This is a genomic window from Streptomyces sp. NPDC088254, assembly GCF_044740925.1.
GTDB lineage: Bacteria > Actinomycetota > Actinomycetes > Streptomycetales > Streptomycetaceae > Streptomyces.
The window spans coordinates 291,757-312,122 of record NZ_JBIURQ010000012.1 but is presented as its reverse complement, the minus strand read 5'-3'; the positions used below and the strand labels follow the sequence as shown (position 1 = coordinate 312,122).

Below are 20,366 nucleotides of genomic sequence, written 5' to 3'. Positions count from 1 at the left end.
GCTCGAGTGGCACCTACCGCGTCCCAGCACACCACCGGCAGCCGGCGCTCGGCCGGCCAACGCTGAGCGGTGGGCCGGGCCGGTCAGGACCGCCCGGGCCCGGTGCGGTGGCCGTGCTTGCGCATCGGGTCCTCGTCCGGCTGCCGCGATACTGGTCGTGGCCGCCGTTCATGCCCTGGCCGTGCATGCCGCGCATCATGAAGAACATCACCAGCGGGCAGGCCGCACCAGGGGGCGTCCGGTGTTCAGGACGTGGTGACGCCGCCGCCGGTGCCGGCACCGTTGTTCGACGAGGTCGAGCCGACCGGCCAGCCGGTGGCGGTGTTGGCGGCGGTGCCGGTGACCGCGTACAGCGCCAGACCACCGTTGATCACCTCGACGGCTTCCTGCGGGGCGCTCCGGGCGAGAGCGACAGGGGCCGGCAGGGTGACCGGTCCGAGGCAGAGCGCGGCGACGGCCGGGCGGCGCAGGGCGGGGGATCGTCTTCTCACGGTCGTCCTCTCCGGGACCGGGGCACACCCCTTGCCCGGATGCCCGACCTCCTCCTCGTCGCGCCGCAGGTGCCCGGCATGCAGTTTCAGGGCGAGTTCGGCACCAACGGCTACGGGAGCCGCTCAACGGCTTCGACGGGCTCTCGATCGGGCTGGCTCTCGCGGTGGCCAACCTCGGTGAACCCGGCCCGCAGCCTGGGACCGGCCGTCTTCGTGGGCCCGGCCGCTCCGTCCCAGGTGTGGCTGTTCCTGGTCGCACCCCTGGTCGGCGGCGCTCTCGCCGCCGCGGTGCACCGCGTCACCCACCCCACCGCCCACCACGCGGAGATCCGGGAGACCGGCCCGGGCCGGACAACCGCCTGACGGTTCAGAGCGCTCCCCAGAACGACGTGTGACCGCGCCCGACAGTGGCGGGTGTAGGCCGGTGACCTCCGGATACTTCCCTCTCATGAGACTTCTGGCGTGTTTTCACGACACTGATCGGACGCTGGCCAAACAGGCGGCCTCCCGCATCCCGCCCCACGTCGGCAAAATGCTTTCGGCGGTGGAGGAGACCGCGGAAAACACGAAACTGTGGTGCGGCTCCGCCGCCGCGATGGCATGGCTGGGCGGGTGGCGCGGCCGCAAGGCTGCTGCGGCCGGCCTGAGCGCCCTGGTCGTGGCCCAGCTCGTCTCGAACGGCCTGTGCAAGCAGTTGGCCGACCGACCCCGGCCACCGAAGGAGTGGTTCCCCCACGACGAGGTCGACGACCGACCCGACTCCTCCTCCTTCCCCTCCGGACACACCGCCGCCGCAGTGGCCTTCACCGCCGCCGTGGCACCCACGTGGCCGGTCGCCGGAACACTGTGCGCAGTACCCGCCGTCCTGGTGGCGCTCGAGCGCGTGCAAAGCGGCGCACACTATCCCAGCGACGTCGCTGCCGGGGCCGCCATCGGTCTGGCCAGCGCCTGGCTCATCCGCAACGCCCCAGGCCTGGTCCGCCGCCACTGGCTCTCAAGCTGAGGTGAGATGACGTCGCCGTAGAACACGGCCTGGGATCAAATGCTCAGCCCGCGTACGCATCGGAACCGCGATCGCGCCACCTCGCCCGCCCTGAACGCGCCTGGTCGGGGTACCCGCGGCTCTATCGGATGGTCGGGCACATGTCAGTGGTCCGGCTTACAGGGACTCAGAGGGACGGAGGTGACCGTCGTGTCGAGCACGCAGCCACACCATGCCGGGCACGGCCAGAGCACGGACCGCTTGGGCCAGGAGCCGGTGGGCGAGCTGGTGCAGCGGGCCTCGCAGCAGTTGACCGAGCTGGTGCGCGGTGAACTGCGCCTGGCCCAGGCGGAGATGAAGGAGAAGGGCAAGCGCTACGGCAAGGGTGGCGGCCTGTTCGGGGGTGCCGGCGTGGTCGGCTTCCTGATGGCACAAGCGCTCGTCGCCACCGCGATCGCCGCGCTGGCGGTGGCGCTGCCGGTATGGGCGGCCGGCCTGATCGTCACAGCGGTGCTGGGTGTCATCGCCGCGGTGCTGGCCATGCGTGGAAAGAAGCAGGTCGACCGAGCCGCGCCGCCCACGCCCGAGCAGACGGTCGAAAACGTGAAGGCCGACGTGGCCGAGATCAAGGAGAGCGCACACCGATGACCCAGCCACCTCACGACGAACCCACCGCCTCCAGCCCCGAGGAACTGCGCGAGCAGGTCGAGCAGACCCGGACCGAGCTCGGAGAGACGGTCGAGGCACTCGCAGCGAAGGCCGACGTCAAGGCGCGCGCCCAGGACAAGGCCGCCGAGGTCAAGGAGCAGGCGGCGGCGAAGGCCGGCGACCTGAAGGAGCAGGCCGCCCTCAAGGCCGTGGAACTGAAGGCGAAGGCGGCCGACCTGGCCCACCAGGCGCAGGACCGGCTGCCCGGTCCGGTCAAGGACAAGGCCGCCCGAGCCGCAGGACAGACCCGGGCCAAGACTGCCCAGGCCGGCCGGCTGTGGAACGAGAAGGCACCCGAGCCGGTGCGGGAGAAGACCGCCCGGGGGGCGCAGCTGGCGCGGGACAACCGCAGCGTGCTGCTGGCGGCGGGTGCGGCCGTCGTGGTGTGGCTGGCCTGGCGCCGCCGGAAGGCGTGAGCCAGGTACAGGCATCGAAGATCGTCTCAGGGCCGTCGACGGAGTCGGCGGCCCTTCGCCGACGAGCCTCACGCTCCGTTCAGGGTCAGCGCGGTTCGCGCCAGCCCGCGGAGCCAGGCGTGGGCCTGGTCGGTGTCGTAGCGCTGATGCCACGACAGGTACACCGGTGCGGGCGGCAGTTCGAGCGGGAGGGGGAGCACCACCAGGCCGAGGTCGGCGACCGCTGACCGCGTGGTGGCTTCGGGGACGCTGATCAGGAGATCGGAGTCGCGCGCGAACTCCAGCGCGGCCGCTTCCGTGGGCGCGGTCGCCACCACGCGACGGGTGAGGCCGAGGCTCGCGAGGGCGTCGTCGAGGGCATTGCCGAGGTTTCCGCGGCGCGAGACGGTGACGTGCTCGGCGGCGGCGTACCGCTTCGCGGTGACGGTCCTGACGCGGGTGAGGGGGTGCCCCTTCCTCACGACGATGACGAGGGGGGTCTCGCTCACCTTCTCGGCACGGATGTCCGGTGCGTTCGGGCGGTTGGCGTTCGCCTCCAGGTCGACCTCGCCGCGCCGCAACTCGGGGGTGTCGATGCTCGATTCCGCGACGAAGCGCAACCGCACACCCGGCGCCTGGCCGCGCACGGCCGCGAGCAGTGCGGGGCCGCTCAAGGCGACGAGGGAATCGTGCCAGCGGAGTGTGAAAGTCCGCTCCAGCCTGGCCAGTTCGAGTTCACGGCTCGGCGCCAGCACCCCCTGGACCTGGTGCAGCAGCTCGTGCACCTGTTCCCGGACGGCGATCGCGTACGGCGTCGGAGTCATCGTGCGGCCGGTGCGCACCAGGATCTGATCCCCGGTCGTACGCCGGATCCGGCCCAGAGTCCGGCTCATCGCGGGCGCGGTGACATGCAGGCGCGCGGCCGCTCCGGCCACACTGCCCTCCTCCAGCAACGCATCGAGCGCGGCGAGCAGGTTCAGATCCAATTGCATCTGGGTAATCCTAGCCGTGCTTTACATGCATTTGAAGTTAATCAAAGGGCTCCATACCGTTGAGACGAAGGAGCGGGCCGGACTGCACAGTCCATCCGGACCGACCTGTCCATCCCCCTCTCACACCGGAGTTCCCCCATGCCCGAAACGCTTCAGACCACTGATGTCGCCGCCTCCGACGCCGACGTGCTCGCCCGGACCGCGATCGCCGTGCGTGAGGCGGGTTCGGCGCTGCGCGAGCGCTTCGGGGAGGTGGTCCGCCACCGGACGCGCGAAGAGCTGATGCGCGCGCTCGCCGACAACGACGACACGGCCCTCGACATCCTGCGCCCCGGCCTCACGCGCCTGCGCCCGGACGCCGGCTGGGTGGAGGACGAGCTGGACGGCGGGGCGCTGCCGTCCGGCGAGTGGTGGGTCGTCGATCCGGCCGAAGGCAACGTCAACCACCTGCACGCCCTGCCGGAGTGGGCGGTGACGGCCACCCTCGTGCGGGACAACCAGCCGGTGCTCACCGCGGTCCACCTGCCGTTGACCGGCGAGACGTACACCGCGCTCACCGGCATGGGCGCCCACCTCGACGGCCGACCGCTGTACGTCTCGCAGACCGCGGACCTCGGCCTGAGCATCGTGGCCACCAGCCAGGCCCGGCCGGACGAGGACGAGAAGGTCGTACGGCGCGTCGGCTCCTCGATCACGGCGATGCTCTTCGACGCGCTCGTCGTCCGCACCGCCGTGCCCGCGACCCTGCACCTGCTGAACGTGGCCGCCGGACGGATCGACGCCTTCTGGCAGTTCGCCGGCGCCCGCGCGGACCTGCTTCCCGGGGCGCTGCTCGTCACCGAGGCAGGCGGACGGATCTCCGACGCCGAGGGCCGCCCCTGGACCCCGCAGAGCGAGAGCTTCCTGGCCGCAGCGCCCGGCGTTCACGCCGAGGCCGTCGCCACCCTCTCGCGCTGACAGCGCACCACAACCCGCACCCGCACCCACGCCCCCGGAAGGACCACATCATCATGACCGGAATCGCAGTTCTCGGAAACGGCCGCGTCGGCGGCAACCTGGCCACCGCCCTCACCCGGGCCGGGCACGAGGTGACCGTCGCGGACCGCACACCGGGCGCCGCCGCCGACGCCGCCCGCGCAGCCCGCATCGTCATCAACGCCACCCCGGGCGCCGGCTCGCTGGACCGGCTCGCGACTCTGCGCGAGGAACTGCGTGACAAGATCCTCGTCGACGTCTCCAACGCCACCGTCGACGGACCGGACGGACTGCCCGCCGACCTGATCCACCCCGGCTCGAGCCTCGCCGAGCAACTCCAGGAAGCGCTCCCCGAGACGCACGTCGTCAAGACACTCAACACCATGCTCTTCCCGGTGATGACCGCACCGGCCGCGCTCCCCCAGGCACCGACCGCCTTCCTCTCGGGCGAGGACCCGCAGGCCAAGCAGACCGTCCGTGAACTGCTCATCGACCTCGGCTGGCGCGAGGAGTGGATCACCGATCTCGGCGGGATCCGGACCGCCCGCGCCACGGAGGCCGCCATACTGTTCGTGCCGCACGTGATCCGGTCCAGCGGCTTCGCTCCTTTCGCGATCTCGATCGCCCGCTGATCCGCAACCGGCAGGGAGGTCGCAGGCGCTCCGGGTGTGGGCCCGGCGGACGTCCTGCCTCAGCCGATGATCTCGATGCGGTGTGTCTTGCCACGAGGTACGCGTCCGGTTCACCGGCTGGTTCGCCGCACAGGAGTCCGAGGCGAATGAGTTGCCCTCGCGGACGAGCGTCGCGCGGCCCGCCGGCCCCGCTGACGGCCTTCCTGGTCGGGTACGCAGGCGGGCTACGGAGGGGAGTCGGTGGCCGCCGCACACCCCATCGCCCAATGCACCGCCAAGACGGACCACGATCCCGGCACCGCCGCATGACCGCCCGAGACTCGCTCGACAGCCTGCCCCGTTGCCGGGGGCCCGGGCGGCCCGCGCACCCCCGCCGGGCCCCTGCTCGCCGGACCAGCACCTGCCGCCGGCCTTCCGGACGGGCACGCCGTCAGTTCGTCTCCGGCCCGAACCGGCGCTTGTACGCCGACGGCGTGATGCCGGTCTCGCGGCGCATCAGCGTGCGCAGGTTGGCAGCGGTGCCGAGCCCGCTGCGTCGCGCGACCACCTCGAACCGGGACTCGCCTCGCTCGATCAACCGGCACGCCAGAGCGAGCCGTTCCCCCGTCAGCCACGCCAGCGGCGTCGTGCCCAGTTGCGCCTGGAAGCGGCGATGCAGCGTAGCCGGACTGACCGCCGCGCGCGCCGCAAGGCCGGACACAGTGAGCGGTGAGTCCAACCGTTCCTGAGCCCAGGCCAGGACAGGCGCCAAGGACTCGTCCGGCAGGTCGGGCACGGGACGCTCGACGAACTGCCGCTGCCCACCGTCCCGGTGCGCCGCGAAGACCAGCCGTCGGCTCACAGAGTTGGCGACCTCCGCGCCGTGGTCGCGGCGGACCAGGTGCAGCCCGAGATCGAGCGCAGCCGCACTGCCTGCCGCCGTGAGGATGTCACCGTCATCCACGAACAACACGCCTGCTTCGAGCTGGACAGAGGGGTAGCGGGCCCGGAAGGGGTCCGCCCACTGCCAGTGGGCGGTGGCCCGGCGCCCGTCGAGGACGCCGGCCTCGGCCAGTGTGAAGGCGCCGCTGCAGAAGCCGACCAGGCGCGCACCGCGGGCGTGTGCCCGGCGGACGGCGTCGAGCACGGCGGTGCGGCGGGGCACTTCGATGTCCGGGCGGTTGGGGACGATCAAGGTGTCAGCCTCGTCGGCCGCGTCCAGGTCGGCGACTCCCGTGAGCGTGAAGAATCCGTCTCGCATCAGAGTGCGGGGCTCGGGCGAACAGAGCCTGAAGTCATAGAGATCCCGGCCGATTTCCGGTCTGCGCAGACCGAAGACCTCGGTCGCGCAGCCCAGTTCGAAGGGGTTCGAGTTCTCGTCCACGATCACGACGACCTTGTGTATGCCCGCCGCGTGAGCCGCGTGCGAGGATTCTTTCGCCATGTGCGATTCCTAGCACTCACGGCGGCCGTGCGAAACCGCTCAGGATGAGCCATGAGCAGCGAACCCATCTCCCTCAGCAAGGCTCTGGCCTCCTTCGATGCCTTGTGGAGCCCCCGCATCGTCACTCGCGTCAACGACTACGACGTCCGCATCGCCAAGGTCGAGGGCGAACACGTCTGGCACGTCCACGACGACACCGACGAGTTCTTCCAGGTACTCGACGGCGAGCTGCGCATCTCCCTGCGCGAGCCCGACGGGGAGCGCACGGTCCTGATCCCGCAGGGGGCGGTCTTCACCGTCCCCCGAGGCACAGAACACAAGCCGCACGCTCCGTCCGGCGCGGCGATCCTCATGTTCGAGCCCACCGGGACACCGACCGTGGGGGATCGCCACGACGAGATCCCGGAGCACGTCGACGCGACGACCGGACACGCACTCAGCACCTGACCCGACAGGCTTCGGACACGCCGCTGCCCACGGCGTCAGCCTGGCACCGGGTCGGTTCCGTTCACCGGCCGGCGGCGGCGGGGCCCGGGGCGCCGACGCCGCCCCGGGCCCCGTCCACCGGGGAGTACGTCCACCGCCACATCGGGTCAGCGGACCGGTACGGCGTTCGGCGCGCCGCCGGGCGGGTGGAGGCACCCGCCCGGCGGCGCGCCGCAGCCGCTTCCCGCGGCGCCGCCGCCCGGACCGGGTGCGGTCAGATGTCGATGACCCGGTACGCGATGGTGTAGACGCCGCCGGACCCCTCGAGCGAGCGGTACTGGACCTCGGCGCCCGCCTCGCTCCCGGTGGCGAGCGTCGAGCCCAGCTTGTCGTTGGGGCTGGAGGTGTCGTAGTCCCACAGCGTCATGGTGCGGGCCTGCTGCTTGCCGAGGACGAGGGCCGCGCTGCCGTTTCCGTCCGTCATCGACCGCACGTAACCCGGGCCCATCGTCTGGTACTTGAGGCTGCCGGGCCACACCTTCACGGCGTTGCCGTTGGCGTCGGTGACCTTCAGGTAGGCCTCGTCGTGATCGCCCTCGCTCTGCTGGTGGCAGGTCAGCTCCAGCAGCTCGATGCGGACGTAGTCGATCGGCTCGGCCTCGGCAGCGCCGGCGAACCCGGCGACGCCGGTGAGCGAGAGCAGGGCGGCCGTGGCCACTCGAGCGATTCCACGCATGATGTCGGTTCCCCCTTGGCTGATGTCACCCCGCGTCGTGCTGCGGGGCCGTGCCGTCCCCCGGCACGCGAACCACCATGCCCGCCCGCCCGGCCCCGCATCTACGCGCGTTCCACTGAGCGGGACACGCCCGGGCGTTCCTCCACCGGGCCGCCCGGCCGTCGCCGTGCGGGCCCGTCATCGGACCGCCCGCGCCCCGTTCCCGCTCCCGGGACCGATGCCGGTGCCGGTGCCGGTGAGCGCGCGGGTGATGCCCGCGGCCGCCTCGGCGACCCGGCCTGCCACCACGTCCAGCCGCTGGCCCGCCTCCACCATCGCGGCCACCGCCCCCACCACGGCTCCCGCCGGGGACCGCACCGGCAGGGCGGCGCAGCACACCCCCGCCACCACCTCCTCCCGGTCCAGCACCGCGCCCCCGCGCACCGGGCCGCGCAGCGCCCTGCCCAACGCGGTGTCCAGCGCGAACGTGTCGCCGTCCCGCACCGGGACGAGCGGCTCCACGCGGCCCGGCACCGAACACACCGTCAGGGGCCTCTCGTCACGCAGCACGGCCAGGACCACGCTGCCCCCGGTCGCGGCCCGCAGCCGGTGCAGCGGCAGGCGGCCCGCCGCGCGCAGCCCCGGGTGCGGCTGCCACGCCTGCCCGAGCCGGTAGAGCTGGGCGCCCAGCCGGTAGCGCAGACCGTGGCGCTCGACGGCCTCCATGGCCACCAGTTGCTCCAGCAGCCGGTGCGCGGTGCTCTTGGGCACGCCGCACGCGACCGCCAGCTCGGTCACCCCCGCTTCGTCACCGTGCTGCCGCAGGGCCTCCAGCAGTGCGAAGGCCCCCTCCAGCACCCCTCGTCCCCGGTTCTTCGTACGCACGTGAACGGCTGCGTCCATGACATCCCCCCGGATGGCGTGGCCCGGCCGCGTCCCCCGAACAGCTGCGGCCCCGGCGCATGTGTTCCGCGGCCATGTTCCCCGGACGGACGTGCCGGGCGAAACCGTTCCGCCATGCACAGTCCGCCGCCGACCACCACGGCGTCGTACGGCGTCACGTTCGTCGCGGACCGGGCCGGGCGGACCTCGGCCGTGAGTCCCTCCTTGCGCACGACCACGACGACGGCTTCGGCGATCCTCGCGGTCGATCCTTTCGTGGGGCGCCTCCTGCGTCCACCCTGTCTGCCCTTCCGGCAGCCGGCGATCACCATGGTCGGGGACGCCGAAGGGCTCTCGTCGGTCGCCGACCGGCCCCCTGGCAGGGCCGACCGGCCCATGGTTCGGGGCGCGTGGAGCGAACAAGCTTGAGGTGCTGGTACCCGAGTGCGTATGGGAGGCACGTCATGACCGGTTCCCTCACCACCACCATGCTGCGGACCCTGCCGGCCGATGACCGAGAACGGCTCATGCGGATCCCTCGTGAGGTGTCGTTCCCCCAGGGAACCCGGCTCTTCGAGGAGGGCGGCCGCGCCGACCGCTTCTGGATCATCCGTACGGGCACCGTCGAGCTCGACATGCGTGTGCCGGGCCGGCGAGCCGCCGTGATCGAGTCCCTGGGGCATGACGAACTCGTCGGCTGCTCCTGGTTGTTCGCCCCGCACTGCTGGCACATGGGCGCGGAGGCCGTGACGCCGGTGCGCGCGTACGAGTTCGATGCCGCCGCGGTCCGTTCGATGTGCGCGGACGACCCCGCGCTGGGGCGGACGGTCGCCATGTGGGTGGGTGACGTGCTCGCCCACCGGCTGCGCTCCGCGCGTACCCGCCTGCTGGACCTGTACGCACCGCACGGCAGCGGCAGCCTACGGTGACACCTCTCCCACCGTGCGGGTCCGACGCACCGGTGACGTGGACGACCAGGCACTCGCCTACGTCCGCACCAAGGTCGACGCAGTCCTCGGCCGGCCGGGCCTGCCGCCCGTCAGCGGCGAGGTGAGGATCGGGAAGGCCGCGGCGCACCACGTCGGGTGCGCCCGTGGACGGCTGGGCCGAGAGAGGACTGCGCGCACCGCGCGGGGCCGTCCGGGCCACCTGCGGGGCCGGGCGGACCCTCCCGCCCGGCGCGACGCGGTACAACGATGAGAAGGAGACCGAAGGGCTGGACCGAGCGTGCGAGGTCCACATGCGAAGCAATGGAGGTGCGCGCCCATGCCACGACCGGTCGTCGCCGGAGTCGACGGATCCGCCGAGAGCCTTGCCGCCGCCGCATGGGCAGCCCGCGAGGCGGTGGGTCGCGGGCTGCCGCTGCATCTCGTGCACGCCTTGAACTGGAGCCCGCCCGGCACCCACTCCGACGCGGACGAAGCCGCACGCCGACGTGCCGCGCAGCGCATCCTGCACGAGGCCCGGGGGCACATCGCGCGCACCTGCCCCGAAGCCCTCGTCACCGACGCGCAGGTGGACGGTCCCGCGAGCACCGCGCTGCTGCACGCCGCGGACCGGGCCGAGCTGCTGGTGCTCGGTTCCCGCGGCCTGAGCGGCATGACCGGCTTCCTCGTCGGCTCGGTCGCCCAGACGGTCGTGGCGCGGGCGGGCCGCCCCGTGGTCCTCGTCCGCGCGGATGAGAGACCGGAGGACGAGCCGCTGCCGGGCCACGAGGGCACTACGTCGGTGCGTACGCCGTGCCGCGAGGTCGTCCTCGGTCTCGATCTCGGCGATCCGTGCGACGAGGTGATCGGATTCGCCTTCGAGGCGGCGCGGGTGCGTGCGGCGACCTTGCACACTGTGTCCGCGTGGACCGATTCCTCGCCCTTCTCGCTCGGTTCGGGAGAGATCGGCCTCCTGGACGCCCCCCGGCTCGACGAGGAGTGGCGCGGATTCCTCATGGCCGTGCTCCAGCCCTGGCGGGAGAAGTTCCCCGCGGTCGAGGTCTCGGAGACGGTCACGGAAGGAAAGGCCGCCACCCGCCTGGTGCACGCCTCCTCCGGTGCGAGCCTGCTCGTCGTCGGCCGCCGGACCAGCGACGCGGCGTTCGGCTTCCGCACCGGACCCATCGTCCACACGGTGATCGCCCGGGCGAACTGCCCCGTCGCCGTCGTGGCCCACGACTGACGACCCTCGGGACCATTCTCAGTGCTCAGGGCGCGGTTTGATCCGGCCCGCGTGGTGGGCGGCCATGTGGCGGGCGACGTGCTTGGCGAGGTGGACGACGGAGGTGATGTTCAGGGAGAGTTCGTGGTCCAGGTCGGTGTCGAGGAAGGCTCCGCCGATGCTGCGTCCGGCGTTGAGCACCGCGGCCGCCAGGGGGCGGCCGCCCTCCTCCACGGCCTTCCACACCGTCTCGACTCCCCCGGCGTCGGCGAGGTCGGCGCGGACGGGAACGACGTGGGCGCCGTCGCGGGTGAACTGCTCGGCGGCCTCACCGGCAGCGCGGACTTCCCGGCCCGCCGGTAGCCCTGCTTGTGGGAGCGGGAGCGGTGGAAGGCGGTGTGGGGTCAGTCGGTGTCGAGGCCGTCGATCAGGCGGTTGAGGAACCGGGTGAAGGTGGCTTCGGGGGTGAGGGGGCGCCCGGGGGCGGAGAGGGCTTCGGCGAGTTCCGGGTGGCGGCCGTCCGCGGCGACAGTGGCGAGGTAGCGGGCTTCGGCCGCGGACCGGTCGGGGGACTCCGCGGCCGCGGCCTGCGCGATCTCGTGGGCGACGTGCCCGGCCACGAAAGCGGTGAGTTGGGCGAAGACCTCCAGCTTCGCCGCACCGTCCAGTCCGGTGGGCCGCAGGGCGGCGAGCGCGTGTTCCAGGAAGGCCAGGGTGTTGGGTCCGGGGACGCGTCGAGTGGACAGGGCGGCGGTCAGCCAGGGGTGTCGCAGCATGTGCGTGCGCTGCAGGTGGGCGATGGCCTTCAGGTCGGCGCGCCAGTCGCCTGTGGGGGTGTCCGTGGTCGGCAGTTCACCGCTGACGTGGTCGACCATCAGGTTCAGCAGCGTCTCCTTGTCGGGGGCGTAGCTGTAGAGCGACATGACGCCGGCGCCGACCTGTGCGGCGACTTTGCGCATGGTCACCGCTTCGAGACCCTCGGCGTCCGCCAGGGCGACGGCCGCCGCAGTGATCGCCTCCCGGCTGTAGGCAGGCTTGCGACCTCTGCGCGGCTGGTCGGAGGTCAGCCAGAGCTGTTGAGGGTCGACGCCCGGTGCGGCGGCCTCTCCGTCACGCGGCATGGCCATGCTCCTTCCGTGATCGACGGCCCTTGCGGGCCACAGTCAAGCATCCTCTATTCTCGTACATCGTACGTAAATAGAGGGGGGAACGATGACGTCATGCACGCACGGTTCTGCGTCGAGGCCGACCTGGGCACCGCCTTCAGGCAAGCCGCCGCTGACCTCACGGATGATGAGGGCGATCTGGCGCGGCCTCCCGGCCGGACAGCACGAGGTCGGGTGGGAGCCGGGGCTGCCGGTGCCGGCCGCCGACGGCAGCCCGCTGATCACGGACCACTACTTCCCGCGCCGCGAGGGCGACTTCCCCACCCTGCTGGTGCGCTCGCCGTACGGAAGGGGCCTGCCGTGGTCCCCCATGTACGGCCTGCTCTTCGCCGAACAGGGCTTCCACGTCGTACTGCAGAGCTGCCGCGGCACCGGCGGTTCCGGAGGTGCGTTCGACCTGTGGCGCAACGAGGCCGCCGACGGCCGGGCCACGGTGAACTGGCTGCGCGAGCAGCCCTGGTTCAACGGCACACTGGGCACCGTCGGCCCCAGTTACCTGGGCTACGTGCAATGGGCCCTCGCCGTGGACCCGCCGCCGGAACTGAAGGCAATGGTGGTGCAGGTGGGCCTGCACGATCCCCACGCCCTGTTCCACGCGCACGGTGCGCTGGGCCTGGAGACCGCACTCGCCGTCGGCGTGGGCATGACCTACCAGCACCAGGGCATGGCACCGTTCCTGAGGGCGACGCTGCGCCTGCAACGACGCATACGTGATGTCATCGTCGCGCAGCCGCTGCGCGGGGCGTACGCGTCGGCCCTCGGAGGCGAAGTCCCCTGGCTGGACGACGTGATGACACACCCGGACGCCGAAGACTCCTACTGGCGCGGCGCGTCCCTGGCGCAGGCGGCGGAGCGGCTCAGCGTGCCCACGAGTCTGATCACCGGATGGCACGACGTGCTGGCCGACCAGACTTTCGAGCAGTACGACCGGCTGCGTCAGGCCGGATGCGAGACCGCCATGCTCGTCGGTCCCTGGACCCACACCTCCGCGCTGCAGCAGGGTTGGCCCGAGGTGTTCGCCGAGAGTCTCGCCTGGCTGCGCGCGCACCTGTACGACGATCCCTCCGGCCTCCGTCCCACACGGGTGCGCGTGCACGTCGGCGGTGAAGAGGATTGGCGGGACATCGACGACTGGCCGCCGGCCACGGCCGTCAGCCCGTGGTTTCCCACCGCGCGGGGGCACCTCACCCGGCAGGCCCCCACGGAGTCCGCACCGCTGACGTCGTTCCGCTACGACCCGGGCGACCCCACCCCGTCCCTCGGCGGCCCACTGCTCTCCCGTACGGCCGGTCCGCGCGACAACAGCAGCCTGGAGGCCCGGGAAGACGTTCTGACGTTCACCGGCCCCCCGCTGACCGAGCCCGTGGACGTTCTCGGCCCGGTCTCCGCGCGGTTGAGCATCTCCACGGACACCGGCCATGCCGACGTCTTCACCCGCCTGTGCGACGTGGACCCGCAAGGCCGCTCCGTCAACGTCTGTGACGGGCTGGGCCGGCTGCGGACGGACGGGCAGGAGCCGTCGGCGATCACCGTGCCGATGAGTTCGACCGCCCACAGATTCGCCGCCGGCCACCGCATACGCTGGCAGATCAGCGGAGGCGCCCATCCGCGCTACGCCCGCAATCCCGGCAACGGGGAGTCGCCGGTGGACGCCACCACCTTCATGCCGGTGCGCATCACGCTCCACAGCGACTCGGCACTGATGCTTCCGATGCGTGCCCACACTTCCGGGCCCAGTCCGGCGGCGAACGGCTGACCAGCCGGATCCTGCGGCGTTGCGTACTGGATGGTGCAGGTCAGGACGTGGGTGACGGCGCATAGTGGTCGACAAGTCGGGTGGCGAGGTCGCGAAGGTGAGCCCTGACTCCGGCGCCGCGGGGCTGAAAGGCCGCAATGCGGCAGGCGCGCACGACAGGTGTCGCGCCTGCCGTCGTCCGACTTCGAGAGGACGACCCTGGGGGGTCAGCGCAGTCCGGCGAAGAGGTCGTTCTCGGGTACGGCCGCGCCGGTGGCGTCCTGGACGCGTACGAAGGTCTCCACGCCCATCAACTCGCCGAACCTCTCCTTGCCCATCTTGAGGAAGAAGATGTTCTCGCCCTGACTGGCGTGCGCGGCCAGCGCGTCGAACTTCTGGTCGCTGAACGCGGTGGTGTCCACCCACGTGGTGATCTCGTCGTCGGGAAGGCCGATCTCGGCCATCGCGGCGGCGTCGGCGGGGTCCGGCTCCGGCATGTCGGGCTGGAACTCGCGCATGATCTCCCCGAACCGCTGCATTCCGGAGCGGGGCGCCGTCGTCCAGTACACCTTGGGTGTCAGCTCGGTCATCTCCAGTGCCGCCATCGTGATGCGGTGGGCCTGGATGTGGTCGGGGTGGCCGTAGAAACCGTTCTCGTCGTAGGTGACGACCACATCGGGCTGGTAGTGCCGCATGAGTTCCGCGAGTCGGGCGGCGCCCTCCTCCACGGGGGTCCGCCAGAAGGACCCGGGGGCGTCGTTGCTCGGCCAGCCCATCATCCCGGAGTCGGCGTAGTCCAGCGTCTCCAGATCGCTGATCTTCAGGACCTCACAGCTCGCCTCGAGCTCCTGACGCCTCATCAACGCGACGGCCTCCGGATCGTGCCCGGGATCGCCCGGCTTGACACCCCCCGGTCCGTCACCGCAAGCGCCGTCGGTACACGTCACGAGAACCGTCCGGATGCCTTCCGCCGCATACCGCGCCAGGACCCCTCCCGTTCCGGTGGCCTCGTCGTCGGGGTGGGCGTGCACTGCCATGAGCGTCAAAGGCCGGTCAGTCATGAAACAGTCCTCCTGCAGAAATACTTGTCGGTGCGAGGGCGGGCGTTCCGCGATCCCGGGGTGCGGATCCTTCCATGGGCACACGGCCGTGTGTTCTCCGTATGGCCCGCCCATACGGCACCGGTCCCCCGCTCCCTACAACCGTGCGGACCTGGCCGACTGTTCCCGCCGCCGGGGTGGAATCGAGCACCGGCGCAGGTACTCCTGATCACCCATGTGTGCGGCCTCTAGGCAGTCTCCAGCAGCAGCGCGGTGAGCTCGACGGGCATGGTGATCATGCAGTCGTGGCCGGTCGGCAGCTCGCGTACCCGTTCGCCTGCCGGTACGGGACGCCGGGTGATGTCCGCCGGCCGGCCCTCGAGGCAGTGGATGTGAGTGCGCGGGATCGTGCGCGCGGCCGGGTCGTCCAGCAGGACCGGCTCCCTCAGGCACCGCACCGGCTGGTCCGACAGCATCGAGCGCAACCAGGCCAGGTCGTCGGGATCGGTGACGCCGAACAAGCCGAGCGGCGGCGGCTGCTCGGGCATCGGCGGAACCCGCCAGCCGTCCACGGCAAGGTCGATGAGCTGCTCGGTGACAGGGAGGACGTCGGCAGCGCTCTCGCCGTCCTCGGGGACCATCGCGTCGAGGAACACCAGATGCGCGATCCGCTTCGGGACCCGGTTGGCGACTCCCGAGATGACCATCCCGGCGTAGCTGTGCCCGACGAGCACGACGTCGTCGAGGTGCTCGTCCTCGATCAGGCCGGCGACGTCGTCGATGTGGGTGCCGAGCCCGACCTCGGGGCTCAGCAGGTGCGCCTTGTCGCCGTAGCCGGTCAGCGACGGCGCGAGCACCCGGTGCCCGGCCGCCTCCAGCAGCGGGACCACCCGGTCCCAGCTTCGCCCGTTGTGCCAGGCGCCGTGTACCAGTAGAAACGTGGCCATGGTCGGGGGTTCCTCCTCGTGCCTCGGTACTCTTCGGTAACCGCGAACATCGTGATCCCCGCGACGCGCCCCGGGCAATACGGCACATTCCGGTGCCCCGGTTCTCAGGAGGTAACCGTGCAGGACCCGTGCCAGGCCCGTGAAGTCCTCGGCATCGTCGGGGACAAGTGGGCGCTGCTGATCGTGCGCATGCTCAAGGACGGGCCGTTGCGCTTCACCGAGCTCAAGCGGGCCATCGACGGCATCAGCCAGCGCATGCTCACCGTGACGCTGCGCGACCTCGAACGCGACGGGATCCTGACGCGCACGGTCCGCAACGTCATGCCGCCGCACGTCAGCTACGAACTGACCGCGATGGGCCAGAGCTTGCGCGAGGCCACCGCGCCGCTGCTCGAATGGAGCATCACGCACCTGCCGCACATCGACGCCGCCCGCACGGCCTACGACAACCGCTGAACGTGGCCTGACGGAACGCCACGGTCAGTTGCCCGCCCGCGGAAGGCGTCAGATCTTTCCGATGCCGAGCGTGGTCTCGCGAGGCAGCATTCCCGAGCCGAGGACCTCCAGCCACAGCGGGCCGAGGAGGTCGGCGAGCCGCACGGTGCCATCGGTACCGAGCGCGCGCCAGGGGGCGGCGGCCAGTTCGTCGGTGCGGCGCTCGACCTCGGCGCGCAGGGCGCGGCCCGCATCGGTCGCGCCGTCGTCGGCGTCCAACAGCCGCCGCGCTACGAGCCGTTCACGGGCGGCCGCCCACTCGTGCGCGCTCCAGCCGCGGCTCGCGAAGACCTCGGCCGGCGCCGCGCCGATCGCGGCGAAGGACACCAGCGCCTCCACCGGGTCGAGCCTCGCGGTCAGCAGGGCGGCGAGATGGCCGTCACCCCGGTGCTCCCGCAGGATCGTCGCGGCCTGCCACAGCACGAGGTGAGGCTCCTGGGGCCAGGGCAGCTCGGCGTTGGCGGCGGCGAGCGGGCGGCCTTCGGTGTGCGCGGCCTCGGCCGCCCGGCGGGCGAGCGCGGCCGCCTCGGCGAGATCGGGACTGTCCGTCCGCTCACCGAGGAGCGCACGGTACGCCCGGTCGACGCCACGCGTCCGGGCCGCGAGCACCTTGTCCGGTGCGGCGACGTCCCAGGCGGCCGGGATGTGCTCGGCGACCATGCGGGGGCTGAAACTGTAGAAGACCGAGGTCACTTGACGGGCTCCGGGCGCCCCGAGCGGCGCCGCCCGCAGGGCGAAGTAGCTCGGCCAGCGCTCGGCGGTGTCGTAACCGAGCGCCGTCACCTCCTCGAGGACCTCGGGGGCGTAATACAGGACCGCGTGCAGAGGCTCCAGGAGGTGCCACATCTGCCGTACGCGTCCGTCGTCGTTGCTCATGTGGCGATCCCTCTTCCCGTGAACCTCACATCTTGACACCGACTAGATTCCCTTCGGCGACCGAACTTGTCAACGTCTAGATTGCGCGTAACCTGCTGGGCATGACCGCTGAACGCGCCTACCATCACGGCGACCTGCGACGGGCCGTGCTCACCGCGGCCCTCGACGTCATCTCCGCCGAAGGGCCGGCGGCCCTGTCCCTGCGCGACCTGGCACGCCGCGCGGGCGTTTCCCACGCCGCGCCCGCGCACCACTTCAAGGACCGCGCGGGCCTGCTCACCGCCATCGCGGCCGAGGGCTACGGCCTGCTGTCCGCGGCGCTCGGCGAGGCGGAGGACCTGCGCGGTCTGGGCGTGCGGTACGTGCACTTCGCCACCGCCCATCCGGCGCACTTCCAGGTCATGTTCCGTCCGGAGCTCCTGCGCGCGGACGACCCCGAGCTCCTCGCGGCGCGCGAGCGGACGCGAAGCCGGCTCCGTGCGGCGGTGGAGGGCTACGCCGACGACCCTGCCGTCGGTTTCATGGCCGCCTGGTCGATGGCCCACGGCTTCGCGACACTGCTGCTCTCCCGCAACCTGGACGGCTCCCTGGACGGGCGGGACCCGGAGGATGCCTTCCGGGCGCTGACGGACGAGATGTTCGGGAGTGCCGGGAAGCCCCCGACGCGTTGAACCGGCCGGGGCTGTTCTTGGTCATCAGGCACCCGGGGCCGGCATGCCGGCTTCCGCCGGTTCCGACGAGGCCGGGGCGGGCGGTCCGGGCTCCGGCAGTTCCTGTTCCGTCCAGATGCACTTGCCGTCGTGGAGGTAGCGGGCGCCCCAGCGCTGGGAGAGGGCGGCCACCAACTGCAGGCCGCGTCCGCCTTCGTCGGTGAACGTCGCGCGTCGTATGCGGGGCGTGGTGAGGCTGCCGTCGTAGACCTCGCAGACCAGGGAACTGCTGCGCAGCAGCCGCAGGCGGATGGGTCCCCTGCCGTGTCTGATGACGTTGCCGACCAGCTCGCTGACGATCAGTTCGGTGGCCATCAGGCAGTCGTCCAGCCCCCAGAGGGCGAGCTGTTTGCGGGCGTACTCCCGGGCCTGTCCGGCGGCGGAGGGATGTTCCGGAAGGTTCCAGGACGCGACGTCCTCGGGGGCGGTCGGGCGGGTGTGGGCGATGAGCAGCGCCGTGTCGTCGCTGGTCTGCTCCGTGTCGGGCAGCAGGGCCGAGATGACGAGATCGCACAGACGTTCCAGACGCCGCTCCGCCGGGTCGCCGCGGTGCCCGGCCGGTCCGGCGGGTTCGTCCGGGAAGTACGTCGTTCGCGTCACCGCGTGCGCAAGGGTCCGCTGGAGTTGGGCCAGGCCCCGGTCGATGTCGCGAGTGCGCGATTCGACCAGTCCGTCGGTGTAGAAGACCAGCAGGCTCTCCTCCGGCAGGCGCAGTTCGTGGAGCTTGAACGGGGGCACAGCCGCGCCCAGTGGCGGGTCGGCCGCGAGTTCGGGGCAGCGCACCGCGCCGTCGGGGGCGACGATGACCGGCGGGGGGTGGCCGGCCAGGGAGAACGAGCAGGTACGGGTGACGGGGTCGAACACGGCGTACAGGCAGGTGATGTAGCAGTCCTCGCCGAGGTCGCTCGTCAACTCGTTGAGGTGGTAGAGGAGTTCGTCGGGGGGCATCTCCAGGTCGGCGAGGGTGCGTACGGCGGTGCGGAGGCGGCCCATGGTGGCGGCCTCGGTGATGCCGTGTCCCATGACGTCGCCGATCACCATGGCGACGCGCTCGGCGGACAGCGGGATCACGTCGTACCAGTCGCCGCCCACCTTCTCGCCCTTGCCGGCGGGCAGATACCGGGCCGCGGCGAGGACGGCGGGCAGGCGGGGCAACGCCCTGGGCAGCAGGCCGCGTTGGAGTTCCTGCGCGCGTGCGTGTTCCACGTCGTAAAGGCGGGCCCGTTCCAGGGCTTGGGCGAGCAGTCCGCTCAGGGCCAGGATCAGGTTCCGCTCCTCGTCGCTGAAGGAACGCTGCTGAGTGAACGAGATGACGCAGCATCCGATGGGACGTCCCGAGGCGATCAGGGGCGCGAAGACCCATGCGTTCTTGGGCGACGCGTCCGCGAGGAACTTGGCCTCAGGGTAGAGCCGGAGGTACTCGGCCGGGGATTCGACGAAGCGGGGTGTGCCGGTGCGGAGCACGGCGGCGACCGCGGGGCTGGCGGCCAAGGGGGAGAGCCGTGTGCCGACCACGTCGATGAAGCTCTGGGGGTAGCCGACGCAGCCGATCAGGCGCAGCCGGTCCTCGTCGAGGGCCTGCACGAGGAGTCCGTCGGCACCCAGGGCGGGCAGGACACGCTCCTCGACGACCCGCACCACGTCCGCGGCGGTGACGGCCTTGGCCAGAGCGGCGGTGACCTCGCTCATCCGGACGGGACGCTCGGACGGGCCTCTCCCGGCGGCCTCGGCGGCCGGGCTCCCGAAGGCGTCCACCGTGGGGGTCGTGACGTCGGACAGGTGGATCGCCAGGCCGCCGCCCCCGGACGCGGGGATCAGCCGCACCTGGTGGAGACGCTGATCGGCCGGCGAGTGGGCGAGGAAACCGACCGGCTGCCCCTCGGCGACAGCCCGCCGGCACGGTCCCTCCAGTCCGGGCAGGCGGCCCGCCGGCCCCTTCCACAGGACGGTGCCGGTCAGCGGCGCGCATCCGTCGCCGAGCAGTCGTTCGGCTCCTTCGTCGGCGAAGACGATCCGCCAGTCGTCGTCGACCGTCAGCAGACCCTCGGGCATGCCATCGGGCGTGCCGAGGACGGGGAAGGGCTCCAGGCGCGCGGCGGTCCACGTCGTGAGGGTCCGCAGGAGGGAGCGCTGCGTCGGGTCCGGTCCCACGGGCCCCGCCGTGAGGACGGACAGCGCCCCGACCGGCCCGTCGGGACCGGGCAGCGGCAGCGCGACCGTGCCGTGAGCCCCGGCGATCGCGCTGTCCCCGGCCGTCCAGACGTACGCGTCGCCGCGCACCGCACGCGCGGGTGCGGCCCGATCGTCCAGCCGCAGCTCCGCCCACTCCTCGACGCTCGAAGCATCGAGCCCGCTGACGGCCACCAGCCGCAGCCGGTCGGCACCGCGCCGGTGCGCCAGCGCGCCCAGCCCGTCCACGCACGCCGTCGCCTGCCGCAGAGCCAGGCTCAGCGTCCGCGCCCCGGACAGCTCCTCGTCGGCGGGCATCTCGCCTCCTGCCGGTCGCGGATCCGGGCTGCCCTGCTGATGCCCTGCCGAGCTGCTGTGCACGGATCACGCGATCTGACCACGATATGAACACAAACAGACTAGTACCGCCCCTTTTGGGTGCGCCGTGATCAAGCCATC

The 20,366-nt window shown here is 71.8% G+C and carries 24 protein-coding genes; 13 read left to right on the top strand and 11 right to left on the bottom strand.

Going from position 1 to position 20,366, the window contains the following annotated elements:
- Nucleotides 1–245: 245 nt before the first annotated feature.
- The gene (locus ACIOC0_RS32425; protein WP_402159304.1) at nucleotides 246–491 is read right to left on the bottom strand and encodes a hypothetical protein; all 246 of its coding nucleotides are present in this window, start codon (nucleotides 489–491) and stop codon (nucleotides 246–248) included.
- A gap of 39 nt (nucleotides 492–530) precedes the next feature.
- On the opposite strand from ACIOC0_RS32425, the gene ACIOC0_RS32420 reads away from it, so the two are divergent.
- The 4 genes from ACIOC0_RS32420 (at nucleotide 531) to ACIOC0_RS32405 (ending at nucleotide 2,597) form a co-directional block, all read left to right on the top strand.
- On the top strand, nucleotides 531–854 hold the full coding sequence (locus ACIOC0_RS32420) for an aquaporin (RefSeq protein ID WP_402159303.1): 324 nt from the start codon (nucleotides 531–533) through the stop codon (nucleotides 852–854).
- A gap of 85 nt (nucleotides 855–939) precedes the next feature.
- Nucleotides 940–1,494 (top strand): phosphatase PAP2 family protein, encoded by a 555-nt coding sequence (locus tag ACIOC0_RS32415; protein WP_402159302.1) that lies wholly within the window; start codon nucleotides 940–942, stop codon nucleotides 1,492–1,494.
- A gap of 255 nt (nucleotides 1,495–1,749) precedes the next feature.
- On the top strand, nucleotides 1,750–2,121 hold the full coding sequence (locus ACIOC0_RS32410) for a phage holin family protein (RefSeq protein ID WP_402159347.1): 372 nt from the start codon (nucleotides 1,750–1,752) through the stop codon (nucleotides 2,119–2,121).
- Nucleotides 2,118–2,597 carry a DUF3618 domain-containing protein gene (locus ACIOC0_RS32405; RefSeq protein ID WP_402159301.1) on the top strand — a complete coding sequence of 160 codons (480 nt, stop codon included), beginning with the start codon at nucleotides 2,118–2,120 and terminating at the stop codon, nucleotides 2,595–2,597. The genes ACIOC0_RS32410 and ACIOC0_RS32405 overlap by 4 nt, the downstream gene beginning before the upstream one ends.
- Before the next feature lie 68 nt (nucleotides 2,598–2,665).
- Here ACIOC0_RS32405 and ACIOC0_RS32400 read toward each other — a convergent pair whose 3' ends face one another.
- Nucleotides 2,666–3,568, bottom strand: coding sequence for a LysR family transcriptional regulator (locus ACIOC0_RS32400; protein ID WP_402159300.1), 903 nt, complete (start codon nucleotides 3,566–3,568; stop codon nucleotides 2,666–2,668).
- Nucleotides 3,569–3,706: 138 nt separating this feature from the next.
- On the opposite strand from ACIOC0_RS32400, the gene ACIOC0_RS32395 reads away from it, so the two are divergent.
- Nucleotides 3,707–4,525 (top strand): inositol monophosphatase family protein, encoded by an 819-nt coding sequence (locus tag ACIOC0_RS32395; protein ID WP_402159299.1) that lies wholly within the window; start codon nucleotides 3,707–3,709, stop codon nucleotides 4,523–4,525.
- 53 nt (nucleotides 4,526–4,578) lie between these two features.
- Entirely contained in the window at nucleotides 4,579–5,175 is a 597-nt protein-coding gene (locus ACIOC0_RS32390) for an NADPH-dependent F420 reductase (RefSeq protein WP_402159298.1), read from the top strand.
- A 430-nt stretch (nucleotides 5,176–5,605) separates the two neighbouring features.
- Here ACIOC0_RS32390 and ACIOC0_RS32385 read toward each other — a convergent pair whose 3' ends face one another.
- Nucleotides 5,606–6,598, bottom strand: coding sequence for a GlxA family transcriptional regulator (locus ACIOC0_RS32385; protein WP_402159297.1), 993 nt, complete (start codon nucleotides 6,596–6,598; stop codon nucleotides 5,606–5,608).
- A 51-nt stretch (nucleotides 6,599–6,649) separates the two neighbouring features.
- Between ACIOC0_RS32385 and ACIOC0_RS32380 the strand changes: the two genes are divergently transcribed.
- A complete protein-coding gene (locus ACIOC0_RS32380) occupies nucleotides 6,650–7,045 on the top strand; it encodes a cupin domain-containing protein (protein ID WP_402159296.1) in 396 nt (131 codons plus the stop codon).
- Nucleotides 7,046–7,298: 253 nt separating this feature from the next.
- Here ACIOC0_RS32380 and ACIOC0_RS32375 read toward each other — a convergent pair whose 3' ends face one another.
- On the bottom strand, nucleotides 7,299–7,760 hold the full coding sequence (locus ACIOC0_RS32375; protein WP_402159295.1) for a hypothetical protein: 462 nt from the start codon (nucleotides 7,758–7,760) through the stop codon (nucleotides 7,299–7,301).
- Between the two features lie 177 nt (nucleotides 7,761–7,937).
- The gene (locus ACIOC0_RS32370) at nucleotides 7,938–8,642 is read right to left on the bottom strand and encodes a helix-turn-helix domain-containing protein (RefSeq protein WP_402159294.1); all 705 of its coding nucleotides are present in this window, start codon (nucleotides 8,640–8,642) and stop codon (nucleotides 7,938–7,940) included.
- 114 nt (nucleotides 8,643–8,756) lie between these two features.
- Between ACIOC0_RS32370 and ACIOC0_RS32365 the strand changes: the two genes are divergently transcribed.
- The 3 genes from ACIOC0_RS32365 to ACIOC0_RS32355 all read left to right on the top strand — a co-directional run bounded on the left by ACIOC0_RS32365 (nucleotide 8,757) and on the right by ACIOC0_RS32355 (nucleotide 10,790).
- Complete coding sequence (locus tag ACIOC0_RS32365; protein WP_402159293.1) at nucleotides 8,757–9,050, top strand: hypothetical protein; 294 nt, start codon at nucleotides 8,757–8,759, stop codon at nucleotides 9,048–9,050.
- Between the two features lie 35 nt (nucleotides 9,051–9,085).
- A complete protein-coding gene (locus ACIOC0_RS32360) occupies nucleotides 9,086–9,550 on the top strand; it encodes a Crp/Fnr family transcriptional regulator (RefSeq protein WP_402159292.1) in 465 nt (154 codons plus the stop codon).
- A gap of 337 nt (nucleotides 9,551–9,887) precedes the next feature.
- Nucleotides 9,888–10,790, top strand: a complete 903-nt coding sequence (locus tag ACIOC0_RS32355; protein WP_402159291.1) for a universal stress protein — start codon at nucleotides 9,888–9,890, stop codon at nucleotides 10,788–10,790.
- An 18-nt stretch (nucleotides 10,791–10,808) separates the two neighbouring features.
- Here the strand turns inward: ACIOC0_RS32355 and ACIOC0_RS32350 are convergent, their stop codons facing one another.
- Both ACIOC0_RS32350 and ACIOC0_RS32345 read right to left on the bottom strand, forming a co-directional pair.
- A complete protein-coding gene (locus ACIOC0_RS32350; protein WP_402159346.1) occupies nucleotides 10,809–11,177 on the bottom strand; it encodes an SDR family NAD(P)-dependent oxidoreductase in 369 nt (122 codons plus the stop codon).
- Entirely contained in the window at nucleotides 11,174–11,890 is a 717-nt protein-coding gene (locus ACIOC0_RS32345; protein ID WP_402159290.1) for a TetR/AcrR family transcriptional regulator C-terminal domain-containing protein, read from the bottom strand. Before ACIOC0_RS32345 ends, ACIOC0_RS32350 begins: the two co-directional genes overlap by 4 nt.
- A gap of 172 nt (nucleotides 11,891–12,062) precedes the next feature.
- On the opposite strand from ACIOC0_RS32345, the gene ACIOC0_RS32340 reads away from it, so the two are divergent.
- Entirely contained in the window at nucleotides 12,063–13,691 is a 1,629-nt protein-coding gene (locus tag ACIOC0_RS32340; protein WP_402159345.1) for a CocE/NonD family hydrolase, read from the top strand.
- 206 nt (nucleotides 13,692–13,897) lie between these two features.
- Here ACIOC0_RS32340 and ACIOC0_RS32335 read toward each other — a convergent pair whose 3' ends face one another.
- Both ACIOC0_RS32335 and ACIOC0_RS32330 read right to left on the bottom strand, forming a co-directional pair.
- Complete coding sequence (locus ACIOC0_RS32335) at nucleotides 13,898–14,731, bottom strand: PIG-L family deacetylase (protein ID WP_402159289.1); 834 nt, start codon at nucleotides 14,729–14,731, stop codon at nucleotides 13,898–13,900.
- Nucleotides 14,732–14,958: 227 nt separating this feature from the next.
- On the bottom strand, nucleotides 14,959–15,657 hold the full coding sequence (locus tag ACIOC0_RS32330) for an alpha/beta fold hydrolase (protein WP_402159288.1): 699 nt from the start codon (nucleotides 15,655–15,657) through the stop codon (nucleotides 14,959–14,961).
- Nucleotides 15,658–15,774: 117 nt separating this feature from the next.
- On the opposite strand from ACIOC0_RS32330, the gene ACIOC0_RS32325 reads away from it, so the two are divergent.
- On the top strand, nucleotides 15,775–16,113 hold the full coding sequence (locus tag ACIOC0_RS32325) for a winged helix-turn-helix transcriptional regulator (protein WP_402159287.1): 339 nt from the start codon (nucleotides 15,775–15,777) through the stop codon (nucleotides 16,111–16,113).
- Between the two features lie 48 nt (nucleotides 16,114–16,161).
- Here ACIOC0_RS32325 and ACIOC0_RS32320 read toward each other — a convergent pair whose 3' ends face one another.
- The gene (locus ACIOC0_RS32320) at nucleotides 16,162–17,028 is read right to left on the bottom strand and encodes a hypothetical protein (protein WP_402159286.1); all 867 of its coding nucleotides are present in this window, start codon (nucleotides 17,026–17,028) and stop codon (nucleotides 16,162–16,164) included.
- 101 nt (nucleotides 17,029–17,129) lie between these two features.
- On the opposite strand from ACIOC0_RS32320, the gene ACIOC0_RS32315 reads away from it, so the two are divergent.
- Complete coding sequence (locus ACIOC0_RS32315) at nucleotides 17,130–17,699, top strand: TetR/AcrR family transcriptional regulator (RefSeq protein ID WP_402159285.1); 570 nt, start codon at nucleotides 17,130–17,132, stop codon at nucleotides 17,697–17,699.
- A gap of 24 nt (nucleotides 17,700–17,723) precedes the next feature.
- Here the strand turns inward: ACIOC0_RS32315 and ACIOC0_RS32310 are convergent, their stop codons facing one another.
- On the bottom strand, nucleotides 17,724–20,225 hold the full coding sequence (locus ACIOC0_RS32310; protein WP_402159284.1) for a SpoIIE family protein phosphatase: 2,502 nt from the start codon (nucleotides 20,223–20,225) through the stop codon (nucleotides 17,724–17,726).
- Nucleotides 20,226–20,366 lie beyond the last annotated feature (141 nt).